This window comes from Kluyvera sp. 142486, assembly GCF_046569695.1.
Classification (GTDB): Bacteria; Pseudomonadota; Gammaproteobacteria; order Enterobacterales; family Enterobacteriaceae; genus Kluyvera.
The window spans coordinates 150962-173201 of the sequence record NZ_JBKHUI010000009.1; the positions used below are offsets into that span (position 1 = coordinate 150962).

General features: G+C 57.6%; 17 protein-coding genes. 11 read left to right on the forward strand and 6 right to left on the reverse strand.

The window, feature by feature from the left end:
* Positions 1 to 6 precede the first annotated feature (6 nt).
* The 5 genes from araA (at position 7) to rluA (ending at position 8550) form a co-directional block, all read left to right on the forward strand.
* Positions 7 to 1509, forward strand: a complete 1503-nt coding sequence (gene araA / locus ACLGE8_RS12080; protein ID WP_410998733.1) for an L-arabinose isomerase — start codon at positions 7 to 9, stop codon at positions 1507 to 1509.
* 162 nt (positions 1510 to 1671) lie between these two features.
* Entirely contained in the window at positions 1672 to 2367 is a 696-nt protein-coding gene (gene araD, locus ACLGE8_RS12085; protein WP_185668586.1) for an L-ribulose-5-phosphate 4-epimerase, read from the forward strand.
* Between the two features lie 103 nt (positions 2368 to 2470).
* The gene (polB, locus tag ACLGE8_RS12090; RefSeq protein WP_410998735.1) at positions 2471 to 4840 is read left to right on the forward strand and encodes a DNA polymerase II; all 2370 of its coding nucleotides are present in this window, start codon (positions 2471 to 2473) and stop codon (positions 4838 to 4840) included.
* Between the two features lie 132 nt (positions 4841 to 4972).
* Complete coding sequence (gene rapA, locus ACLGE8_RS12095) at positions 4973 to 7879, forward strand: RNA polymerase-associated protein RapA (RefSeq protein ID WP_410998737.1); 2907 nt, start codon at positions 4973 to 4975, stop codon at positions 7877 to 7879.
* Between the two features lie 11 nt (positions 7880 to 7890).
* Positions 7891 to 8550 (forward strand): bifunctional tRNA pseudouridine(32) synthase/23S rRNA pseudouridine(746) synthase RluA, encoded by a 660-nt coding sequence (gene rluA / locus ACLGE8_RS12100; protein WP_185668589.1) that lies wholly within the window; start codon positions 7891 to 7893, stop codon positions 8548 to 8550.
* A gap of 97 nt (positions 8551 to 8647) precedes the next feature.
* Here the strand turns inward: rluA and djlA are convergent, their stop codons facing one another.
* Positions 8648 to 9472, reverse strand: a complete 825-nt coding sequence (djlA, locus tag ACLGE8_RS12105) for a co-chaperone DjlA (RefSeq protein WP_185668590.1) — start codon at positions 9470 to 9472, stop codon at positions 8648 to 8650.
* A gap of 243 nt (positions 9473 to 9715) precedes the next feature.
* Here djlA and lptD point away from each other — a divergent pair, with 243 nt between their 5' ends.
* Genes lptD through apaH form a run of 6 tightly spaced genes read left to right on the forward strand, consistent with a single transcriptional unit; the run spans position 9716 to position 16467 of the window.
* On the forward strand, positions 9716 to 12088 hold the full coding sequence (gene lptD / locus ACLGE8_RS12110; RefSeq protein ID WP_410998740.1) for an LPS assembly protein LptD: 2373 nt from the start codon (positions 9716 to 9718) through the stop codon (positions 12086 to 12088).
* A gap of 53 nt (positions 12089 to 12141) precedes the next feature.
* On the forward strand, positions 12142 to 13428 hold the full coding sequence (gene surA / locus ACLGE8_RS12115) for a peptidylprolyl isomerase SurA (RefSeq protein WP_410998742.1): 1287 nt from the start codon (positions 12142 to 12144) through the stop codon (positions 13426 to 13428).
* Entirely contained in the window at positions 13428 to 14420 is a 993-nt protein-coding gene (gene pdxA / locus ACLGE8_RS12120; RefSeq protein ID WP_410998744.1) for a 4-hydroxythreonine-4-phosphate dehydrogenase PdxA, read from the forward strand. Before surA ends, pdxA begins: the two co-directional genes overlap by 1 nt.
* Positions 14413 to 15234, forward strand: coding sequence for a 16S rRNA (adenine(1518)-N(6)/adenine(1519)-N(6))-dimethyltransferase RsmA (gene rsmA / locus ACLGE8_RS12125; protein ID WP_035895418.1), 822 nt, complete (start codon positions 14413 to 14415; stop codon positions 15232 to 15234). The genes pdxA and rsmA overlap by 8 nt, the downstream gene beginning before the upstream one ends.
* A 3-nt stretch (positions 15235 to 15237) precedes the next feature.
* Positions 15238 to 15615: a Co2+/Mg2+ efflux protein ApaG gene (apaG, locus tag ACLGE8_RS12130; RefSeq protein ID WP_410998746.1), complete on the forward strand. Its 378-nt coding sequence runs from the start codon at positions 15238 to 15240 to the stop codon at positions 15613 to 15615.
* A gap of 3 nt (positions 15616 to 15618) precedes the next feature.
* On the forward strand, positions 15619 to 16467 hold the full coding sequence (apaH, locus tag ACLGE8_RS12135; protein WP_410998748.1) for a bis(5'-nucleosyl)-tetraphosphatase (symmetrical) ApaH: 849 nt from the start codon (positions 15619 to 15621) through the stop codon (positions 16465 to 16467).
* Positions 16468 to 16599: 132 nt separating this feature from the next.
* Here apaH and folA read toward each other — a convergent pair whose 3' ends face one another.
* The 5 genes from folA to ACLGE8_RS12160 all read right to left on the reverse strand — a co-directional run bounded on the left by folA (position 16600) and on the right by ACLGE8_RS12160 (position 22069).
* Positions 16600 to 17079 carry a type 3 dihydrofolate reductase gene (gene folA, locus ACLGE8_RS12140; protein ID WP_035896030.1) on the reverse strand — a complete coding sequence of 160 codons (480 nt, stop codon included), beginning with the start codon at positions 17077 to 17079 and terminating at the stop codon, positions 16600 to 16602.
* A 157-nt stretch (positions 17080 to 17236) separates the two neighbouring features.
* Positions 17237 to 19105, reverse strand: a complete 1869-nt coding sequence (gene kefC / locus ACLGE8_RS12145; RefSeq protein ID WP_410998750.1) for a glutathione-regulated potassium-efflux system protein KefC — start codon at positions 19103 to 19105, stop codon at positions 17237 to 17239.
* Positions 19098 to 19631, reverse strand: coding sequence for a glutathione-regulated potassium-efflux system oxidoreductase KefF (gene kefF / locus ACLGE8_RS12150; protein ID WP_220440357.1), 534 nt, complete (start codon positions 19629 to 19631; stop codon positions 19098 to 19100). The genes kefC and kefF overlap by 8 nt, the downstream gene beginning before the upstream one ends.
* A gap of 119 nt (positions 19632 to 19750) precedes the next feature.
* Positions 19751 to 21061: an MFS transporter gene (locus ACLGE8_RS12155; RefSeq protein ID WP_410998803.1), complete on the reverse strand. Its 1311-nt coding sequence runs from the start codon at positions 21059 to 21061 to the stop codon at positions 19751 to 19753.
* Between the two features lie 57 nt (positions 21062 to 21118).
* Positions 21119 to 22069 (reverse strand): 2-hydroxyacid dehydrogenase, encoded by a 951-nt coding sequence (locus tag ACLGE8_RS12160; RefSeq protein ID WP_368300166.1) that lies wholly within the window; start codon positions 22067 to 22069, stop codon positions 21119 to 21121.
* Positions 22070 to 22240: the final 171 nt, after the last annotated feature.

A 22240-nucleotide genomic window follows, 5' to 3' on the forward strand; every position in this document is an offset into this window, starting at 1 on the left:
ACGACTATGACCGTTTTTGATAATTATGAAGTGTGGTTTGTCATTGGTAGCCAGCACCTGTACGGGCCTGAAACGCTGCGCCAGGTGACGCAAAACGCGGAGCAGGTGGTCAATGCCTTAAATGCCGAAGCGAAACTGCCGTGCAAACTGGTGCTGAAACCACTGGGCACGCGCCCGGATGAAATTACCGCTATCTGCCGCGACGCTAACTACGATGACAAGTGTGCGGGTATGGTCGTCTGGCTGCACACCTTCTCTCCAGCGAAAATGTGGATCAACGGCCTGACCATCCTCAACAAACCGCTGCTGCAGTTCCACACTCAGTTCAATGCCTCCCTGCCGTGGGACAGCATTGATATGGACTTTATGAACCTGAACCAGACCGCGCACGGCGGCCGCGAGTTCGGCTTCATCGGCGCACGTATGCGCCAGCAGCACAGTGTGGTCACCGGCCACTGGCAGGATAAACACGCCCACGAGCGTATTGGCTCCTGGATGCGTCAGGCTGTCTCCAAACAGGATACCCGCCAGCTGAAAGTGTGCCGCTTCGGCGACAACATGCGTGAAGTGGCAGTCACCGACGGCGATAAAGTCGCCGCACAGATTAAATTCGGTTTCTCCGTCAATACCTGGGCGGTGGGCGACCTGGTGCAGGTGGTTAACGCCGTGACCGAAGGCGAAATCAACGCGCTGATTGACGAATACGAAAGCAGCTACCGCTTCACGCCAGCCACCCAAGTCCACGGCGATAAGCGCCAGAACGTACTGGACGCGGCGCGCATCGAACTGGGGATGAAACGCTTCCTGGAAGAAGGCGGTTTCCACGCGTTCACCACCACCTTTGAAGATTTGCACGGTCTGAAGCAGTTGCCAGGCCTCGCCGTGCAGCGCCTGATGCAGCAGGGCTACGGCTTTGCGGGCGAAGGCGACTGGAAAACTGCCGCCCTGCTTCGCATTATGAAAGTGATGTCGACCGGTCTACAGGGCGGCACCTCATTTATGGAAGACTACACCTACCACTTTAACGGCGGCAACGACCTGGTCCTGGGCTCGCACATGCTGGAAGTCTGCCCATCCATTGCCGTAGAAGAGAAACCGCTGCTCGACGTTCAGCACCTGGGGATTGGCGGCAAAGCCGACCCGGCGCGCCTTATCTTCAACACCCAAACCGGCCCGGCCGTCGTGGCGAGCATGATTGACCTCGGCGACCGTTATCGTCTGCTGGTCAACACCATCGAAACGGTGAAAACCCCGCACGACCTGCCGAAACTGCCGGTGGCCAACGCCCTGTGGAAAGCCCATCCGAACCTGGAAACCGCCTCAGAAGCGTGGATCCTGGCCGGTGGCGCACACCACACCGTGTTCAGCCACGCGCTGACGCTGGAGGATATGCGCCAGTTCGCCGAACTGCACGATATCGAGATTGCCGTTATCGACAACGACACCCGTCTGCCGGCGTTTAAAGACGCGCTGCGCTGGAACGAAGTGTATTACGGGTTCAAACGTTAAGCCGATTTTCCCCTCACCCTAACCCTCTCCCCCATGGGGAGAGGGAAACGATCGTGTGCATATTCGCCTTTCCCCCTCTCCCTTTGGGAGAGGGCCGGGGTGAGGGAAATTCAGCATCGTAGGCCGGATAAGCAAAGCGCCATCCGGCATTCAGGAGTGAACATGCTAGAAGATCTCAAACGCCAGGTCCTGGAAGCCAACCTGGCACTGCCCAAGCACAATCTGGTGACCCTGACCTGGGGCAACGTCAGCGCCGTCGACCGCGAGCGCGGCGTGCTGGTTATCAAGCCCTCCGGCGTTGATTACAGCGTGATGACCGCCGAGGATATGGTGGTAGTGAGCCTGGCAACCGGTGAAGTGGTTGAAGGCAATAAAAAGCCGTCCTCGGATACCCCAACCCATCGCCTGCTGTACCAGGCGTTTCCAACCCTGGGCGGCATCGTGCACACCCATTCCCGTCACGCGACCATCTGGGCGCAGGCCGGGCAGCCCATCCCGGCAACCGGCACTACCCACGCGGACTATTTCTACGGCTCGGTGCCCTGCACCCGCCTGATGACCGACGCGGAGATCAACGGCGACTACGAATGGGAAACCGGCGCGGTGATCGTCGAAACCTTCCGCGAGAATGACATCGACCCGGCGCAGATGCCCGGCGTGCTGGTGCACTCCCACGGTCCGTTTGCCTGGGGGAAAAACGCCGAAGACGCGGTACATAACGCCATCGTGCTGGAAGAGATTGCCTATATGGGCATTTTTTGCCGCCAACTCGCGCCGCAGTTGCCGGATATGCAGCAAACGCTGCTGGATAAACATTATCTGCGCAAGCATGGGGCGAAAGCGTATTACGGCCAATAACCCCGGAGTCGTCTGCGACTCAGGGATCTTACCGGCAACCCCTGTATAAACCACCAGCACTCTCCCCTAAACCAGGCTATAATCAAGCCTGGTTTTTTTATGGATGAGCTCACGCGTGACCCAGCCCCAAGCAGGTTTTCTCCTTACCCGTCACTGGCGGGATACCCCGCAGGGTACCGAACTGGCTTTCTGGCTGGCGACCGATAACGGCCCGCTGCAGGTCACGCTGCCGCCACAGGAGTCAGTGGCCTTTATCCCTGAAGCTCAGCGAGCACAGGTGGAACGCCTGCTGCAGGGCGAAAACGGCCTGCGTCTGGCTCCTCTCACCCTTAAAGACTTTCACCGTCAGCCGGTTTTCGGCTTCTACTGCCGCGCCCATCGCCAACTGATGCGGCTGGAAAAACTGCTGCGGGAAAACGGCATTACCGTCTACGAAGCCGATATTCGTCCACCAGAGCGCTATCTGATGGAGCGTTTTATTACCGCGCCGGTATGGGTGGAAGGCACGCCGCGCGGCGCAACGCTGACGCAGGCGCGCATGAAACCCAATCCGGAATACCGGCCGCCGTTGAAGTGGGTGTCGCTGGATATCGAAACCAGCCGCCACGGCGAACTCTACTGCATTGGTCTTGAAGGCTGCGGGCAGCGTACCGTCTATATGCTTGGATCAGAGCCTGAGCAGCCGCCGCAGGTGGATTTTCATCTTGAATATGTCGCCAGCCGTCCGCTACTGCTGGAAAAGCTCAACGCCTGGTTTGCTGAGCACGACCCGGACGTGCTGATTGGCTGGAACGTGGTGCAGTTCGACCTGCGCGTGCTGCAAAAGAGCGCCGAACGCTACCGGGTGCCGCTGCTATTAGGGCGTGGCAACAGCGAGCTGGAGTGGCGCGAGCACGGTTTTAAGAACGGCGTGTTCTTCGCACAGGCCGCCGGGCGCTTGATTATCGACGGCATCGACGCGCTGAAATCCGCCTTCTGGAGCTTTACCTCGTTTTCACTGGAAAACGTCGCCCGGGAGCTACTGGGAGAAGGCAAAGCCATTGATAACCCGTGGGACCGAATGGACGAAATTGACCGCCGTTTCGCCGAAGATAAGCCTGCGTTAGCCACCTATAACCTCAAAGACTGCGAGCTGGTCACGCGCATCTTCCACAAAACCGAGATCATGCCGTTTTTGCTGGAACGCGCAACGGTCAACGGGCTGGCGGTTGACCGGCACGGCGGTTCGGTGGCGGCCTTCAGCCACCTCTATTTTCCCCGCATGCACCGCCTCGGCTACGTGGCGCCCAACCTCGGCGAAGTGCCGCCGCAGGCAAGCCCCGGCGGCTATGTGATGGACTCGCGCCCCGGCCTGTATGATTCCGTACTGGTGCTGGACTACAAAAGCCTGTACCCGTCGATCATCCGCTCGTTCCTGATAGACCCGGTGGGGCTGATTGAAGGCATGGCGCACCCGGATACGCAGCATAGCACCGAAGGTTTCCTCGACGCCTGGTTCTCTCGCGACAAGCACTGCCTGCCGGGGATCGTCAGCCAGATCTGGCACGCCCGCGATGAAGCCAAGCTGCATAAAAACAAGCCACTATCGCAGGCGCTGAAGATCATCATGAACGCCTTTTATGGCGTGCTGGGCACCAGCGCCTGCCGCTTTTTCGATCCGCGCCTGGCCTCGTCAATCACCATGCGCGGCCATGCGATCATGCGCCAGACCAAAGCGCTGATTGAATCTCAGGGCTACGACGTGATTTACGGCGACACCGATTCCACCTTCGTCTGGCTCAAACGGGCTCACGGTGAAGAAGAAGCCGGGGACATTGGCCGATCGCTGGTTGATTTTGTTAACCAGTGGTGGGCCGACGAGCTGCAGAAAAAAGGGCTGACCAGCGCGCTGGAACTGGAGTTTGAAACCCACTTCTGCCGTTTCCTGATGCCGACCATCCGCGGTGCCGATACCGGCAGCAAAAAGCGCTATGCGGGGATGATTCAGGAAGGCAGCGAACAGCGGATGCTGTACAAAGGGCTGGAAACGGTACGCACCGACTGGACGCCGCTGGCGCAGCAGTTTCAGCAGGCGCTTTACCTGCGCATCTTCCGCAATGAGCCGTACCGGGACTTTATCCTTGAAACCATTGATAAACTGATGGCTGGCGAACTCGACGAACAACTGGTCTACCGCAAGCAACTGCGCCGCCCACTGGCGGAATATCAGAAAAATATCCCGCCGCACGTACGCGCCGCCCGTCTTGCCGATGAACACAACGTGCGCTTAGGACGCCCGCAGCAGTACCAACAGCGCGGCAGCATTCGCTACGTCTGGACCACCAACGGCCCGGAACCCGTGGCCTACCAGCAATCACCGCTCGATTACGACCACTACCTGACCAAACAATTAGCCCCGGTTGCTGAAGGAATTCTCCCCTTTGTCGACGATGATTTTGCTACAATAGTGACTGGGCAACTGGGTCTATTTTGACAGGTGACTAACGTCTCGCCATCCAGTACCATAGCGCCCTTTCCATTCCTGGACCAAATTCACTCGCCGCCTGTTTATAAAGGTGGTGGATGAATATTGCCTGCAATTTATTAAAGATAGAGCCGAACGCATATGCCTTTTACACTTGGTCAACGCTGGATCAGCGATACAGAAAGCGAACTGGGACTTGGTACCGTTGTTGCAATGGATGCACGCACCGTCACCCTACTCTTTCCGGCAACCGGAGAGAATCGTCTGTATGCCCGTAGCGACTCCCCCGTGACCCGCGTAATGTTTAATCCCGGCGACACGGTAACAAGCCATGAAGGCTGGCAGTTGCTCGTTGACGAAGTTATAGAAGAAAATGGCCTGCTGGCCTACATTGGCACCCGCCAGGACACCGAAGAGACCGGTGTCATGATGCGCGAAGTGCTGCTCGACAGCAAACTGGTGTTCAGCAAACCGCAGGACCGTCTCTTTGCCGGGCAGATCGACCGAATGGACCGCTTTGCGCTGCGCTACCGCGCGCGTAAATACCAGAGTGAACAATACCGTATGCCGTGGAGCGGCCTGCGCGGCCAGCGCACCAGCCTTATCCCGCACCAGCTCAATATCGCCCATGACGTGGGCCGTCGCCATGCGCCGCGCGTCCTGCTGGCGGACGAAGTGGGTTTAGGTAAAACTATCGAAGCCGGGATGATCCTGCACCAACAGCTGCTGTCCGGTGCCGCTCAGCGCGTACTGATCATCGTCCCGGAAACCCTGCAGCATCAGTGGCTGGTTGAAATGCTGCGCCGCTTCAACCTGCGCTTTGCGCTGTTCGATGACGAACGCTATGCCGAAGCCCAACACGATGCCTACAACCCGTTTGAAACCGAACAGCTGGTTATCTGCTCGCTGGACTTCGTACGCCGCAACAAGCAGCGTCTGGAAAACCTGTGCGAAGCCGAGTGGGATATCATGGTGGTCGACGAAGCGCACCACCTGGTGTGGAGCGAAGAAGCGCCAAGCCGCGAATATCAAGCCATTGAACAGCTCGCCGAGCGCGTGCCTGGCGTACTGCTGCTGACGGCAACCCCGGAACAGCTGGGGATGGAAAGCCACTTTGCGCGTCTGCGTCTGCTGGACCCAAACCGCTTCCACGATTTTGAGCAGTTTGTTGAAGAACAGAAGAACTACCGCCCGGTAGCCGATGCCGTCGCCCTGCTGCTGGCAGGTAACAAGCTCAGCAACGACGAACTGAACATGCTGGGTGAGCTGATTGGCGAACAGGATATCGAAGCCCTGCTGCAGACCGCTAACAGCGATCGCGACGGCGCAGAAGCCGCTCGTCAGGAGCTTATCAGCATGCTGATGGACCGCCACGGCACCAGCCGCGTGCTATTCCGTAATACCCGTAACGGCGTGAAGGGCTTCCCGAAACGCGAACTGCACACCATCAAGCTGCCGCTGCCGATGCAGTATCAGACGGCGATTAAAGTCTCCGGCATTATGGGTGCCCGTAAGAGCGCAGAAGAACGCGCCCGCGACATGCTCTACCCGGAGCAGATTTATCAGGAATTCGAAGGTGATACCGGCACCTGGTGGAACTTCGACCCGCGCGTGGAATGGCTGATGGGTTACCTGACCAGCCACCGCTCGCAGAAGGTGCTGGTAATCTGTGCTAAAGCAGCCACCGCGCTACAGCTGGAGCAGGTGCTGCGCGAGCGCGAAGGCATCCGTGCCGCCGTGTTCCACGAAGGCATGTCGATTATCGAACGTGACCGCGCCGCCGCCTGGTTCGGCGAAGAAGATAGCGGCGCGCAGGTGCTGCTGTGCTCGGAAATCGGTTCTGAAGGCCGTAACTTCCAGTTCGCCAGCAACCTGGTGATGTTCGACCTGCCGTTCAACCCGGACCTGCTGGAGCAGCGTATCGGCCGTCTGGACCGTATCGGTCAGGCGCACGATATTCAGATCCACGTCCCGTTCCTGGAAAAAACCGCCCAGTCGGTACTGGTTCGCTGGTTCCACGAAGGTCTGGACGCCTTTGAGCATACCTGCCCAACCGGCCGTACCATTTACGACAGCGTGCATGACCAACTGATCAACTACCTGGCCGCGCCGGAAAACAGCGACGGCTTTGACGATCTCATTAAGAGCTGCCGTGAACAGCACGAAGCGCTGAAAACCCAGCTGGAACAGGGCCGTGACCGCCTGCTGGAGATCCACTCCAACGGCGGTGAAAGAGCGCAGGCGCTGGCGGAAAGCATCGAAGAGCAGGATGACGACACCAATCTGATCGCCTTCGCCATGAACCTGTTCGATATCGTCGGTATCAACCAGGACGATCGCGGCGAGCACCTGATCGTACTGACCCCTTCCGACCACATGCTGGTTCCGGACTTCCCGGGCCTGCCGGAAGATGGCTGCACCGTGACCTTCGAGCGTGACGTAGCGCTGTCCCGCGAAGACGCGCAGTTCCTGACCTGGGAACACCCGCTGATTCACAACGGTCTGGATCTGATCCTCTCCGGTGATACCGGCAGCAGCACCATCTCACTGCTGAAAAACAAAGCGCTGCCGGTGGGTACGCTGCTGGTTGAGCTGATTTACGTGGTTGAAGCGCAGGCGCCAAAACAGCTGCAGCTCAATCGTTTCCTGCCGCCAACGCCGGTGCGCATGCTGCTGGATAAGAACGGCACCAACCTCGCCACCCAGGTTGAGTTTGAGACCTTCAACCGTCAGCTCAGCGCGGTAAACCGTCATACCGGCAGCAAGCTGGTGAACGCAGTGCAGCAGGACGTGCATACTATTCTGCAAAAAGGCGAAGCGCAGATTGAGCAAGCCGCTCAGGCGCTGATTACCGCCGCGCGCGAAGAGGCGGACGAGAAGCTCAGCGCTGAACTGTCGCGTCTGGAAGCGTTGAAAGCGGTGAACCCAAACATCCGCGACGACGAACTGTCCGCGATTGAAAGCAACCGCCAGCAGGTGATGGAAAGCCTGTCGCAGGCGGGATGGCGTCTGGACGCGCTGCGTCTTATCGTCGTCACTCACCAGTAATCGGAGCCGCTATGGGCATGGAAAACTACCATCCGCCACGGGACCCGTGGCTGGTGATCCTCTACCAGGACGAGCACATTATGGTGGTCAACAAGCCCAGCGGCTTGTTGTCCGTTCCGGGCCGTCAGGAAGAGCATAAAGACAGCGTCATGACCCGCGTACAGCGCGACTATCCGCAGGCGGAGTCCGTGCACCGCCTCGATATGGCGACCAGCGGCGTTATCGTCGTCGCCCTGACCAAAGCGGCAGAAAGAGAACTGAAGCGTCAATTCCGCGAGCGCGAGCCGAAAAAGCAGTACGTGGCCCGCGTGTGGGGCCACCCGCAACCGCAGGAAGGCCTGGTGGATTTACCGCTGATTTGCGACTGGCCAAACCGACCAAAGCAGAAGGTGTGTTATGAAACCGGGAAGGCCGCGCAGACGGAGTATGAAGTGCTGGAGTATGCGCCGGATAACACCGCGCGGGTGAAGCTCAAACCAATTACCGGACGTTCGCACCAGCTGCGCGTGCATATGCTGGCGCTGGGTCACCCGATTCTGGGCGACCGCTTTTATGCGCACGACGAGGCGTTAGCAATGGCGCCGCGTTTGCAACTACATGCAGAGACGTTAACTATTACCCATCCGCAGTTTGGTAATAGCATGACGTTTAAGGCGCCGGTCGATTTTTAACTCGCGTGCATTGCCGGGGGCGCTGCGCTTATCCGGCCTACAGCAAAAAATGTAGGCCGGATAAGGCGACCGCCGCCATCCGGCAACTCACCGCTCCCTACTTAAATCCCTTCTGTTCTTTTATCAGCTCGTACGCTTTCTGAATTTCCTGCGCCTTCTGCTTGGCCATCTCCATCATCTCCGGCGGCAGCCCTTTGGCCACCAGCTTGTCCGGGTGATGTTCGCTCATCAGCTTACGATAGGCGCGCTTGATGGTCGTGGCATCGTCGCTCGGCTTCACGCCCAGCACGTTGCACGCATCTTCAAGCGTCGGCCCGCGCTGTGCCTGCTGCCAACCGCCACCCTGGCCGCCCTGAGACTGCTGATGGTAGCCGCCGCCAAACTGTGCGCCGCCCTGCATCATGCGCAGGAACTGGTCGAACTGAGCGTGGGAGATTCCCAGCTCTTCGGCAATGACGTACAGCACGTCGCGTTCGTTCGGGTGCAGAGAACCGTCGGCAAAGGCCGCCTGGATCTGAATCTCCAGGAACATACGAATAAGATCAAAACGACCAAAGCAGACGCTACGGAACTGACGCATTTTTTCGCGCAGTGGGTAGTTGTCGGCTTTACCTACGCGAAATGCCTGCTGCGCTGCGGTACGAGATTCGCCGTGCAGATTCATCCGGTCCATAAACAGGCTGGCGACATGAATATCCGCTTCGGTAACGCGCCCTTTCGATTTGGTCAGGTGGCCCATCACTTCAAAGGTGGTGGCAAAAAACAGCGACTGACGCTGCTGCTGATTGGCAAACCAGTTCATGCGACGGCTGCGCGCCTTATCAAACATGTGGCCCACGAGCAGCCCGAGGACAACGCCCCAGAACCCTCCGCCCATCATCAGAGCGACGGCCACACCAATCACTTTTCCCCAATACTGCATATACTCCCCAAATCGTCATGCCAGCGGCTAAAATATGCATTATCATACCTGTCATTCAATGCCGTGCATAACACCTCTGGCACGAACGGGCAGGATAGACTCGATCAATTTCACGTTGCGACCTACGGTAATGCAACTTAGATGCCGACGAGCATTAACACTAGCGTCATCACGATGAGTACGTTAGTCTCTGACCGTTTGCAAGCCGCAATGCTATAGATGACGGAACAACAAATACAACGTATGAAAAAACGTATTCCCACTCTCCTCGCGACTATGATCGCCAGCGCCTTGTACAGCCAGCAGGGAATGGCTGCAGATCTCGCATCTCAATGTATGCTTGGCGTACCCAGTTACGATCGCCCGTTAGTGAGTGGTAAACCTAACGACCAGCCGGTGACCATCACCGCCGATCACGCGAACGGTAACTACCCGGACAACGCCGTGTTTACCGGCAACGTCGATATTAATCAGGGAAATAGCCGTTTGCAGGCCGATGAAGTTCAGCTTCATCAAAAGCAGCCTGAAGGGCAGCCTACACCGGTTCGTACCGTCGATGCACTCGGCAACGTTCACTACGATGATAATCAGGTTATTCTTAAAGGGCCGAAAGCCTGGTCAAACCTGAATACCAAAGATACTAACGTCTGGAAAGGTGACTACCAGATGGTCGGCCGTCAGGGCCGCGGTACCGCAGATGTCATGAAACAGCGTGGCGAAAACCGCTATACCATTCTGGAAAACGGTACCTTTACCTCCTGTCTTCCCGGCTCAAACACCTGGAGCGTGGTGGGTAGCGAAGTCATCCACGACCGCGAAGAGCAGGTAGCGGAGATCTGGAACGCCCGCTTCAAAATTGGCCCGGTTCCGGTCTTCTATAGCCCGTATCTGCAGCTTCCGGTAGGTGACAAACGTCGCTCCGGCTTCCTGATTCCGAACGCTAAATATGGCAGTACGAACCACTTTGAGTTCTCGTTACCGTATTACTGGAACATCGCGCCGAACATGGACGCGACCATCACGCCGCACTATATGGACAAGCGTAGCGGCGTCATGTGGGAAAACGAATTCCGCTATCTGACCGATGCCGGTCAGGGCCTGTTTGAGCTCGATTACCTCCCTTCAGACAGCGTCTACTCCAGTGAACACCCTAACGATGAGAATAGCCGCCGCTGGCTATTCTACTGGCAGCACGCCGGGGTGATGGATCAGGTATGGCGCTTCAATGCCGACTACACCAAAGTCAGCGATCCGGACTACTTCAACGACTTTGACTCGAAATATGGCTCGAGTACCGACGGCTACGCCACGCAAAAGCTGAGCGTCGGTTATGCGGTGCAAAACTTCGATGCCACCGTGTCAACGAAACAGTTCCAGGTCTTCGACCGCAGCAACAGCAACTCCTATTCGGCTGAGCCACAGCTGGATATCAACGCCTACCAGAACGACGTCGGTCCGTTTGATACCCATCTCTATGCGCAGGCGGTGAAGTTCACCAACAGCAACAGCACCATGCCTGAAGCGACGCGTCTCCACCTTGAGCCGACCATCAGTCTGCCGCTGGGCAACCGCTGGGGTAGCCTCAATACCGAAGCGAAGCTGCTGGCAACGCACTATAACCAGAGCAATATCGACGACTACAACAACGACTCAACCAACGCGAACAAGCTAGCCAGCTCGGTCAACCGCACCCTGCCGCAGCTGAAAGTTGACGGTAAGCTGGTGTTTGAGCGCGATGTGGCGTTGAGTCCGGGCTATACCCAGACGCTGGAACCACGTATGCAGTATCTGTACGTGCCGTACCGCGATCAGAGCAAAATCAACAACTACGACTCCACGTTCCTGCAGTCCGACTACTCTAGCCTGTTCCGAGACCGTACCTACAGCGGCCTTGACCGCATCGCCTCCGCAAATCAGTTAACGACCGGCGTCACATCGCGTATTTATGATGACGCTGCCGTTGAACGTTTTAACGTTTCTGTTGGTCAAATCTACTATTTCACCGAGTCTCGTACCGGTGATGACAACATTAACTGGGAGAAAAACGACAAAACGGGCTCGCTGGTTTGGGCGGGTGATACCTATTGGCGCATCAGCGACCAGTGGGGCTTACGCGGCGGTGTTCAGTACGATACGCGTCTGAACAACATCTCCACCAGCAGTACCGCCATTGAATGGCGTCGGGACGAAGAGCGTTTAGTGCAGTTGACTTACCGTTATGCCAGCCCGGAATATATTCAGGCAACGCTGCCTACAAGCTACTCCACCAACGATCAGTATCGTGAAGGGATTTCGCAGGTAGGCGCCACGGCAAGCTGGCCAATCGTCGATCGCTGGTCCGTTGTGGGTGCTTACTACTATGACACCAACACCGGTAGCGCCGCCGACCAGATGCTGGGCGTGCAGTACAACTCCTGCTGCTACGCTATCCGCGTAGGCTACGAGCGTAAACTCAACGGCTGGGACTACGACAGCAACAGCAAGACTGGCGGGCAGGCCAAATATGACAACTCCATCGGCTTCAACATTGAGCTGCGTGGTCTGAGTTCCAACTACGGTCTGGGTACCCAGCAGATGCTGCGTTCCAACATCATGCCGTACCAGAGCTCTCTGTAATATCACTGGTTAGACACATCATCCGCATTGCGGTTAATTGAAATGGAAAAAGTATGAAGAACTGGAAAACGCTGCTTCTCGGTATCGCCTTAGTTGCGAATACCAGCTTCGCTGCCCCGCAGGTTGTCGATAAAGTAGCAGCCGTCGTGAACAACGGCGTTGTCCTTGAAAGTGATGTTGATGGTCTGATGCAGTCCGTCAAAATGAACTCCGGCCAGGCGGGTCAACAGCTGCCGGACGATGCGACCCTTCGCCACCAGATCCTGGAACGTCTGATCATGGATCAGATTATCCTGCAGATGGGGCAGAAAATGGGCGTGAAGATCTCTGACGAGCAGCTCGATCAGGCGATCGCCAACATCGCGAAGCAGAACAACATGACGATGGATCAGATGCGCAGCCGTCTGGCCTACGATGGGATGAACTACAACACCTACCGTAACCAGATCCGCAAAGAGATGCTGATCTCCGAAGTGCGTAACAACGAAGTACGTCGTCGCATCACCGTGCTGCCGCAGGAAGTGGACGCGCTGGCAAGCCAGATTGGCAACCAGAACGATGCCAGCACCGAGCTGAACCTTAGCCACATTCTGGTTGCGTTGCCGGAAAACCCAACCTCCGATCAGGTCAATGAAGCGCAGAGCCAGGCGGAATCTATCGTTGAGCAGGCTCGCAACGGCGCCGATTTCGGTAAGCTTGCGATCACCTACTCTGCAGACCAGCAGGCGCTGAAAGGCGGCCAGATGGGCTGGGGTCGTATTCAGGAGCTGCCGGCTATCTTCGCGCAGGCGCTGAGCACGGCGAAAAAAGGCGACGTCGTCGGCCCAATTCGTTCCGGTGTGGGCTTCCACATTCTGAAAATCAACGATATGCGCGGCCAGACGCAGAATATTAACGTGACCGAAACCCACGCTCGCCACATCCTGCTGAAGCCGTCGCCAATTATGACCGACGACCAGGCTCGTGCGAAGCTGGAGCAAGTTGCAGCGGATATTCGCAGCGGCAAAACCACCTTTGAGAAAGCGGCTAAAGAGCTGTCTCAGGACCCAGGCTCTGCTAACCAGGGCGGTGATTTAGGTTGGGCAACGCCGGATATCTACGATCCATCATTCCGCGATGCGCTGATGAAGCTGAACAAAGGCCAGATGAGCGGACCGGTTCACTCTTCCTTCGGCTGGCACCTGATTCAGTTGCTCGACACGCGTAACGTTGACCGTACCGATGCGGCGCAGAAAGATCGTGCTTACCGCATGCTGATGAACCGTAAGTTCTCTGAAGAAGCCGCGACCTGGATGCAGGAACAGCGCGCAAGCGCCTACGTTAAAATTCTGAGCAACTAATGACGCAACACGCTCGTGTCGTTATCACTCCCGGCGAACCCGCCGGGATTGGTCCGGATCTCGCTATCCAACTGGCCCAGCGCGACTGGCCGCTTGAACTGGTCGTATGCGCTGATGGCCGCCTGCTCACCGAGCGGGCAACGCTGCTCGGCCTTCCCCTCACGCTACTGCCCTATTCTCCCGAACAACCCGCTGCACCACAGCGCGCTGGCACGCTCACGCTGTTGCCCGTCGCACTGCATGCCGAGGTGGTTCCGGGAACGCTGAACGTCGAGAACGGCGCTTATGTCGTCGAGACGCTCGCCCGCGCCTGCGACGGTTGCCTGAGCGGTGAGTTTGCCGCGCTGGTCACCGGGCCGGTGCATAAAGGCATTATTAACGATGCCGGCGTCGCCTTTACCGGGCACACCGAGTTCTTCGAAGAGCGTGCTGGCGCACCGAAAGTGGTGATGATGCTGGCAACAGAAGAACTGCGCGTGGCGCTGGCGACCACCCATTTGCCGTTAAAAGCGGTGAGCGATGCCATTACGCCGGACCTGCTGCGGGAGGTTATCACCATCCTGCACGACGACCTGCAGAACAAGTTTGGTCTTGCCGAACCGCACGTGCTGGTCTGCGGCCTGAACCCGCACGCGGGCGAAGGCGGGCATATGGGTACGGAAGAGATAGACACCATTATTCCGGTGCTGGAAGAGATGAGAGCAAAGGGGATGAATCTAAGCGGGCCGCTGCCTGCCGATACCCTTTTCCAACCAAAGTATCTGGACCATGCCGATGCCGTGCTCGCAATGTACCACGATCAGGGCCTACCCGTGCTAAAATACCAGGGATTTGGTCGCGGCGTGAACATTACGCTCGGTCTACCCTTTATTCGCACCTCCGTTGACCATGGTACCGCCCTTGAACTGGCAGGCCAGGGGAAAGCGGATGTCGGCAGTTTTATTACGGCGCTTAATCTCGCCATCAAAATGATTGTTAACTCTAATGAATAATCGAGTCCATCAGGGCCACTTAGCCCGTAAACGCTTCGGGCAAAACTTTCTCAACGATCAATTCGTGATCGACAGTATTGTTGCGGCCATTAACCCGCAAAAGGGCCAGGCCATGGTTGAAATCGGCCCGGGCCTTGCCGCGCTGACCGAGCCGGTTGGCGAACGTCTTGACGAAATGACCGTTATCGAACTGGACCGCGACTTAGCCGCGCGTCTGCAAACGCACCCGTTCCTGGGGCCGAAGCTGACCATTTATCAGCAGGATGCCATGACCATGAACTTTGGCGAACTGTCCGAGAAGCTCGGCCAACCGCTGCGCGTGTTCGGTAACCTGCCGTACAACATCTCCACGCCGCTGATGTTCCACCTGTTTAGCTATACTAACGCTATTGCAGACATGCACTTCATGCTGCAAAAAGAGGTGGTTAACCGTCTTGTTGCCGGTCCAAATAGTAAAGCCTATGGTCGTCTGACCGTCATGGCGCAATACTACTGCAACGTGATCCCGGTACTTGAAGTACCGCCAACCGCGTTCACGCCACCGCCAAAAGTGGATTCCGCCGTCGTACGTCTGGTGCCGCATAGCACTAAACCGTACCCGGTAAAAGATGTCCGCGTTCTGAGCCGTATTACGACCGAAGCCTTTAATCAGCGTCGTAAAACTATCCGCAACAGCCTGGGCAATCTGTTCAGCGTTGAGCTGTTGACGGAGCTGGGTGTAGACCCGGCCATGCGCGCGGAAAATATCTCTGTTGCGCAGTACTGCCGGATGGCCAACTATCTGTCAGAGAATGCGCCCTCGAAGGAGAGCTAAACCATGATCGATTCGCCGCGAGTTTGCGTCCAGGTACAGAGCGTCTACATTGAGACGCACTCCCAGCCGGAAGAAGAGCGTTATGTTTTTGCTTATACGGTGACCATTCGCAATCTCGGGCGAAGCGCGGTTCAGCTTCTCGGCCGTTACTGGCTGATTACCAACGGCCACGGCCGTGAAACCGAAGTACAGGGCGAAGGTGTGATTGGCGTGCAGCCGCACATCGAGCCCGGTGAAGAATATCAATATACCAGCGGTGCCGTGCTGGAAACTCCGCTCGGCACCATGCAGGGCCACTACGATATGATCGATGTAGACGGCGTACCGTTCTCCATCGACATACCCGTTTTCCGTCTCTTTGTTCCCACGCTGATTCATTAAAACATGGCTACATACCTTATTGGCGACGTTCACGGTTGCTTTGATGAGTTAATCGCTCTGCTCGAGCAGGTAGCGTTCACTCCGGACGTAGATACCCTGTGGCTGACGGGCGACCTGGTTGCCCGTGGCCCCGGTTCGCTGGAAGTGCTGCGCTACGTCAAATCCCTCGGCGACTGCGTGAAAGTGGTGCTCGGTAACCACGATCTGCACCTGCTGGCGGTGTTTGCCGGCATCAGCCGCAATAAACCGAAGGATCGCCTGAACCTGCTGCTGGAAGCGCCGGATGCTGACGATCTGCTCAACTGGCTGCGTCGTCAGCCGTTGATGCAGGTCGATGAAGAGAAAAAGCTGGTGATGGCGCATGCGGGTATTACGCCGCAGTGGGATATGGAAACCGCTAAACAGTGCGCACGCGACGTTGAAGCGGTGCTCTCAAGCGACTCCTATCCGTTCTTCCTCGATGCCATGTACGGCGACATGCCCAACAACTGGTCGCTGGATCTCTCCGGTCTGGCGCGCCTGCGCTTTATCACCAATGCCTTTACCCGCATGCGCTACTGCTTCCCGAACGGCCAGCTGGATATGTACAGCAAAGAGTCGCCGGAGAACGTACCTGCGCCGCTGAAGCCGTGGTTTATGCTGCCGGGGCCGATTACCGATGAGTACAGCGTGGCCTTTGGTCACTGGGCGTCGCTGGAAGGTAAAGGTACACCGGAAGGGATTTATGCGCTGGATACTGGTTGCTGCTGGGGCGGGGATTTAACCTGCCTGCGCTGGGAAGATAAACAGTATTTTGTGCAGCCGTCGAACCGTAAGCTGGCGCCGGGCGAGAGCGAGGCGGTGGCTTCGTAGTACGGAACATCCCCGGCGGCGCTTCGCTTGGCCGGGCTACATGTCGAGTACAAAAAAACGCCGGGTTTTCACCCGGCGTTTTTTTGTTTTGGTGGCCCGGCCAAGCGAAGCGCCGCCGGGAAAGGCTCGGTCTTAACGACGCTCAAGCACCTCAAAACAGTAGCTATGAGAGTTCTGCTCATCCGCATCATGGAACTCGCTAAACACCGACTCCCACTGATCAGGGTCGTAATCCGGGAAATGAGTGTCGCCTTCAACTTCGGCATCAATATGCGTCAGATAAAGCTTCTGCGCTTTCGGCAGAAACTGCTCGTACACGCGACCACCGCCAATCACCATAATCTCTTCCACGTCGCCGCAGGCAGCGATCGCTTCATCGACCGATTTCACCCACTGTACGCGGTCATCAGTACCCGGCTGGCTGCTGATGACGATGTTCTTACGGCCCGGCAACGGGCGGCCAATGGACTCCCAGGTCAGGCGGCCCATCACCACTGGTTTGTTCAAGGTGTTACGTTTAAACCAGGCCAGATCGGCTGGCAGGTCCCAGGGCATGGCGTTTTCCATACCGATAACGCGATCTACCGCTAGTGCAGCAATCAGACTGATCATTGAGTGTGTCCCAGATACGAAAAAAAATTGTCGCCACTATACGGAAAGCTTAATCTTTCGTCGACTGGCAGCCAGGTAAAGAAGAAGAAAATTTTTCGTTTTGCTGGCAAGTCCACGGTAGGTTAAGTGGACAGCCAGCATTACACCTAATATGCCATCAGAGCGTCGGCTTTACTTCCGGCTCATCTGCAGGATTGCCGCTGTGCTTTCCCTCTTCCGTTCCCTGCCAGCCATGGCGCTGAATCACCGACAGATGGTTGCGATCTTCGTTGATAATCTCGGTCAGCATCGCGCTGGTGCGTTTAAACGCCGCAGCCCGTGAAGTGTCATCGTTTTCCGCCATCTCCACCATCTCTTCCATCAGTTGAGTGTTAAAGCGGCGGAACAGGTCGGCACGCTCGCGCGCCTCATAGGCGCCAAGCCCCAACGACTCCAGCGCCTGACGGCCCGACTTCAGCGCTCCTTCGAAGGTTTCACGCTCCGGTGCGTCTACGCCTGCCTGACGCAGTTTGATGTAGTGCTCAACGTCGCGGGCGCGAGCAATAATCGTCAGATTCGGGAAATGCTCTTTCGCCACCTCGGTCAGCTCAAGGCTCGCCTGCGGATCGTCGATGGCGTTAATCAGCACCTCGGCCTTCGCCGCGCCGGCTGACTCCAGCAGATCGGCCCGCGTTGCATCGCCGTAGAAAACTTTCATATCGAATTTACGCAGCGTATCGACGTGGTCCGGGTCGTGATCGAGCACCACCATCTTCACACCGCTCGACAGCAATAAACGACCGGTAATCTGCCCGAAACGCCCGAAGCCCGCAATAATCACCCGCGGCTGCTCTTCGTCGATTTCATCCGCTTCGCGGGCATCGCCCGCGCTGTTGCGTTTCTCCAGACGGGTCAGAAGCACCAGCAGAATCGGCGTCGCCGCCATCGACAGCGCTACCGCCAGCGTCAATGCCTTCGCCCATTCAGGGTCCAGCACGTTGGCCATCTGCGCGGCGCCAAAGACCACGAAGGCAAACTCACTCCCCTGCCCCAGTAGCGCCGCGAACCATAGGCGCTGCGAGCGCGGCACCTGAAGCGGTTTGGCAATTAGCCACAGCAGCACAGATTTGATCACCAGGAAGCCGACCAGCAGCGTAATAATGCGCAGCGGGTTGTGAATCAGCGTACCAAAGTCGATGGACATCCCGACGCCGATAAAGAACAGGCCCAGCAGCAGCCCTTTAAACGGCTCGATATCGCTCTCCAGCGCGTGACGGTACTCAGAGCTTGCCAGCAGCACCCCGGCAAGAAACGCGCCCATCGCCATCGACAGCCCGACCTCTTCCAGCAGTAAACCGAAGCCGAAGACCAGGAACAGGGCCACGGCGCTGAACACTTCGCGCAGGCCGGAGCGCGCCACGAAGCGTAACAGCGGTCGCGTAACATAACGCCCCAGCATCACCACCAGCGCCAGCGCACCAGCGACCTTCAGCGCTGAGAACGCAAATGCGCCGAGCGTCGTGGAGCCGCCGCTGCTTGCCAGCAGCGGGATCATCGCGACCAGCGGAATCGCCGCGATATCCTGGAACAGCAGCACCGCGAAGGCGCTACGCCCCACCTGCGTCACCGTCAGGTTGCGTTCGTTCATCGCCTGCATGGCAATCGCGGTGGACGACAGCGCCAGCGTCATGCCGATAAGCTCCGCTACCTGCCAGCGCAGGCCGAGGAAGATGCAGAAGACGCCGATTAACGCGCCGCACAGCACCATCTGCAACAGCCCGCCGCCAAACACCGAGGCGCGGAGTTTCCACAGGCGCTGCGGGTCCAGCTCAAGGCCAATCACGAACAGCATCAGCACCACGCCAATTTCGGCAAAGTGCAGAATAGACTCGGCATCGGTCACCAGGCGCAGCCCCCAGGGGCCGATAATGCAGCCAGCAATCAGGTAGCCGAGCACCGAGCCCAGTCCCAGACGGACGGCGATGGGCACAATCAGCGCCGCGGAGCCGAGATAAATCAGCGCCTGAATTAGCGTATGGCTATCCATTGTTGTGCTCCTCCTGCCAGGCCAGTAATCGTTGTTTGTAGTGTCGCGCCTGCGCCTGCAGCGTCTCTTCGTCGCAGATAAACGTGCAGTGGACGGCAAACGGCGGCAACCATTTCATGCCGCAGTAGACCGCGGTGGCCTCCAGCGGCTGCCCCAGCACGTCGAAGCCAGGGTGTGAGCCAATATCGAAGTGGCTTTCTCCGCCACCGGTGGTCACTGCCCACATCACGCTTTTGCCGTGCAGCGCCGTGCCGCCGTGCCCGTAGGCCCAGCCGTGCGCCAGCACTTTGTCCAGCCACAGCTTGAGCAGCGGCGGCGTGCTGTACCACTGCATCGGGTGCTGCAGAATGACCAGATCGGCGCGGGAGAGTGCCTCCTGCTCGGCGGCAACGTCGATATTAAAATCGGGATAGAGGTGATAGAGAGAACGGACTTCAACGCCGTCGAGCGTCCTTACCTGCTCAAGCATCCGCTTATTCGCATGCGAGTGATGCGGATAAGGATGCGCATAAATAATAAGAATCATGTTTCGCCTGTGTTACTGCATTATTTTATTCCTGAGTTTAGACAGTTAATGATGACACTTACAGGATCAGTTCACACAACAGCAGGAATTGGGGGCGTGAGAGCCACGCCCCGGCAGGGTCAGGAAGGTTGGTTGGCCGGTTTATCCGCCACCGGCGGTTCGTCAGACGATGCGGCCAGGTCGCACTGTTTCGGCAGGAAGAAGGTGATGGTCCCGGCGATAATCAGCGAACCCGCCAGCGCACACACCGCCACGTTCTGACCGTAGAAGTAGATCATCACCCCGACCAGATACGGCCCGCAGAAGCCGCCCAGGTTACCCAGGCCGTTGATTACGCCACGTGCGCTGCCCGCCACTTCCGGCATGGCAATACGCCCGGGAATCGACCAGAACGGGCTGGTCGCCGCTTTCAGGAAGAAGCCACACACAACCAGCGCGATATAGGCCCCCACCACATGATCGCGCAGGACCACCGAAGCCAGCAGTGCGGCGGCAAAGCCGTAGAGCGAAAAGCGAACCCACAAGCGCCGTTTCCCGCTGCGGTCGCTGAACAGGGAGATAATGTAGATCCCGGCAAGCGTGGCGATAAACGGCAGGATAGCCAGCACGCCCACGCTCGCCATATTGGCGCCGGTCAGGTTTTTGAGGATGGTCGGCAGCCACAGCGTGTAGCCGTAATCCCCGGTCTGGTAGAAAAAGTTGAGCAGCACCAGCTTCATCAATCCGGAGTTGCGGAACACTTCCCGCACCGGCGCGTTGCTGACCGGCGCTTCTGAACGTCGCGCCTCCCGCTCTGCGGTTAACGCGGTAATCAGATATTCACGCTCACGCGCCGGCAGCCAGCGCGCCTCTTCCGGGCGGTCGCTTATCATCAGCCACCATACCGTCAGTACCACGAACGACAGTAGTCCTTCGATGATAAACAGCCAACGCCAGTCAAGCGCCGAGATAATCGCCCCGGAGACCGGCGCGGTAAGCATACCGCCCAGTGGGGCGAACATCATCACAAAGGCGTTTGCACGGCCAATCTCTTTTTCCGGGAACCAGTTGCTGACCATGGTCAGCACCACCGGCAGCATACCGCCCTCGGATACACCAAGGATAAAGCGCAGCGCCAGCAGCTGGTATTCGTGGGTCACAAAGCCGGTAGCAATCGAGACAATCGCCCACGCCAGCAGCGACCAGGCGATAAAACGCTTACCGCTGCCGTGTACCGCAATGCGCCCGCCCGGTATTTGCAAAAAGAGATAGCCAATAAAGAATATCCCGCTCGCTACCCCCGCCATCTGGCTGGTAATTCCCAGGTCGGATTCCATACCGCCGGGCAGCGCGAAGCTGATATTAACCCGGTCCATAAACGAAATAATGCACGCGATGAGAACAGGCGCAATGATGCGCAGCCAGCGAGTGCCAGGTATTTTCTCATTCATCATTCATACTCTCTCTCGAGGGGAAGCCATGCTCAGCATGGCGAAAAGAACCGAGGATTAATCAATAGCATTCGGTAATGGCGTCGCGTTGAAAAAGGCGTCGACGTTCTTGAACACCACCTCGCTCATCCGCTGACGGGTTTCGTGGGTGGCGCTCGCCACGTGCGGTAGCAGCACCACGTTATCCATGGCGATAAGCGCCTCAGGCACGTGCGGCTCTTCTTCATACACATCCAGTCCCGCACCGGCAATGACGCCATTTTGCAGGGCGTGAATCAGGGCTTTCTCATCCACCAGGGTGCCGCGCGCGATGTTAATCAGCCACGCGTGTTTTGGCATCACGTTAAACACGCTGGCGTCGATCAGCCCGCGGTTTGCCGCGCCGCCTGAAGCAGCAATCACCAGAAAATCGCTTTCATGAGCCAGGGTGTGCAGGTCGGCGCACCACTGATAGTCAACGTGGTTGAGCTTTTTACGGTCGGTGTAGAGGATCTCCATATCAAATCCGCTGGCGCGACGGGCAATGGCCTGCCCGATGTTCCCCATGCCGAAGATACCGAGGCGTTTACCGCTAACCTGAGTCGCCAGCCCCGGCCCCTGCTTCAACCATTTACCTTCGCGAACAAATTTGTCGCCCTGGCAGAGTTGGCGCGCGCCTGCCAGCAGCAGCCCCATCGCCAGGTCGGCAACGTCGTTGGTCAGCACGCCTGAAGTAATGGTCACGGCAATGTCATGAGCGCGGGTATAGTCGAGATCCACCGCATCGGTTCCGACACCAAACACCGCCACCAGCCCGGCATTCGGTAGCTGCTCCAGTACGGCGCGGGTGACGCCGATATCACCACGGGTGACCACCGCCTGCACCTGATGGCCGACGTCGCGTAAGAAAGCCTGCGGGTCAGCCTGTTCATAAAGACGATAGACCTGGAAAGCGGTGGAGAGTTTATCCATCAGGCCGTCTACGACCGGGGCAATCAACAGTACCGTGTTTGGGTTTGCAATATTCATCGTGTTACCTGTTTAAGCGTTTATACACTTCATCCTTCAAGCCGCCTCGGCGTTGGCTGCGCTCGCTCACCCCAGTCACTTACTTTAGTAAGCTCCTGGGGATTCACTCGCTTTCCGCCTTGATGCAACTTGAAAGATTTTGTGTAGAGAAATTTGTTACGCCTATCAAAC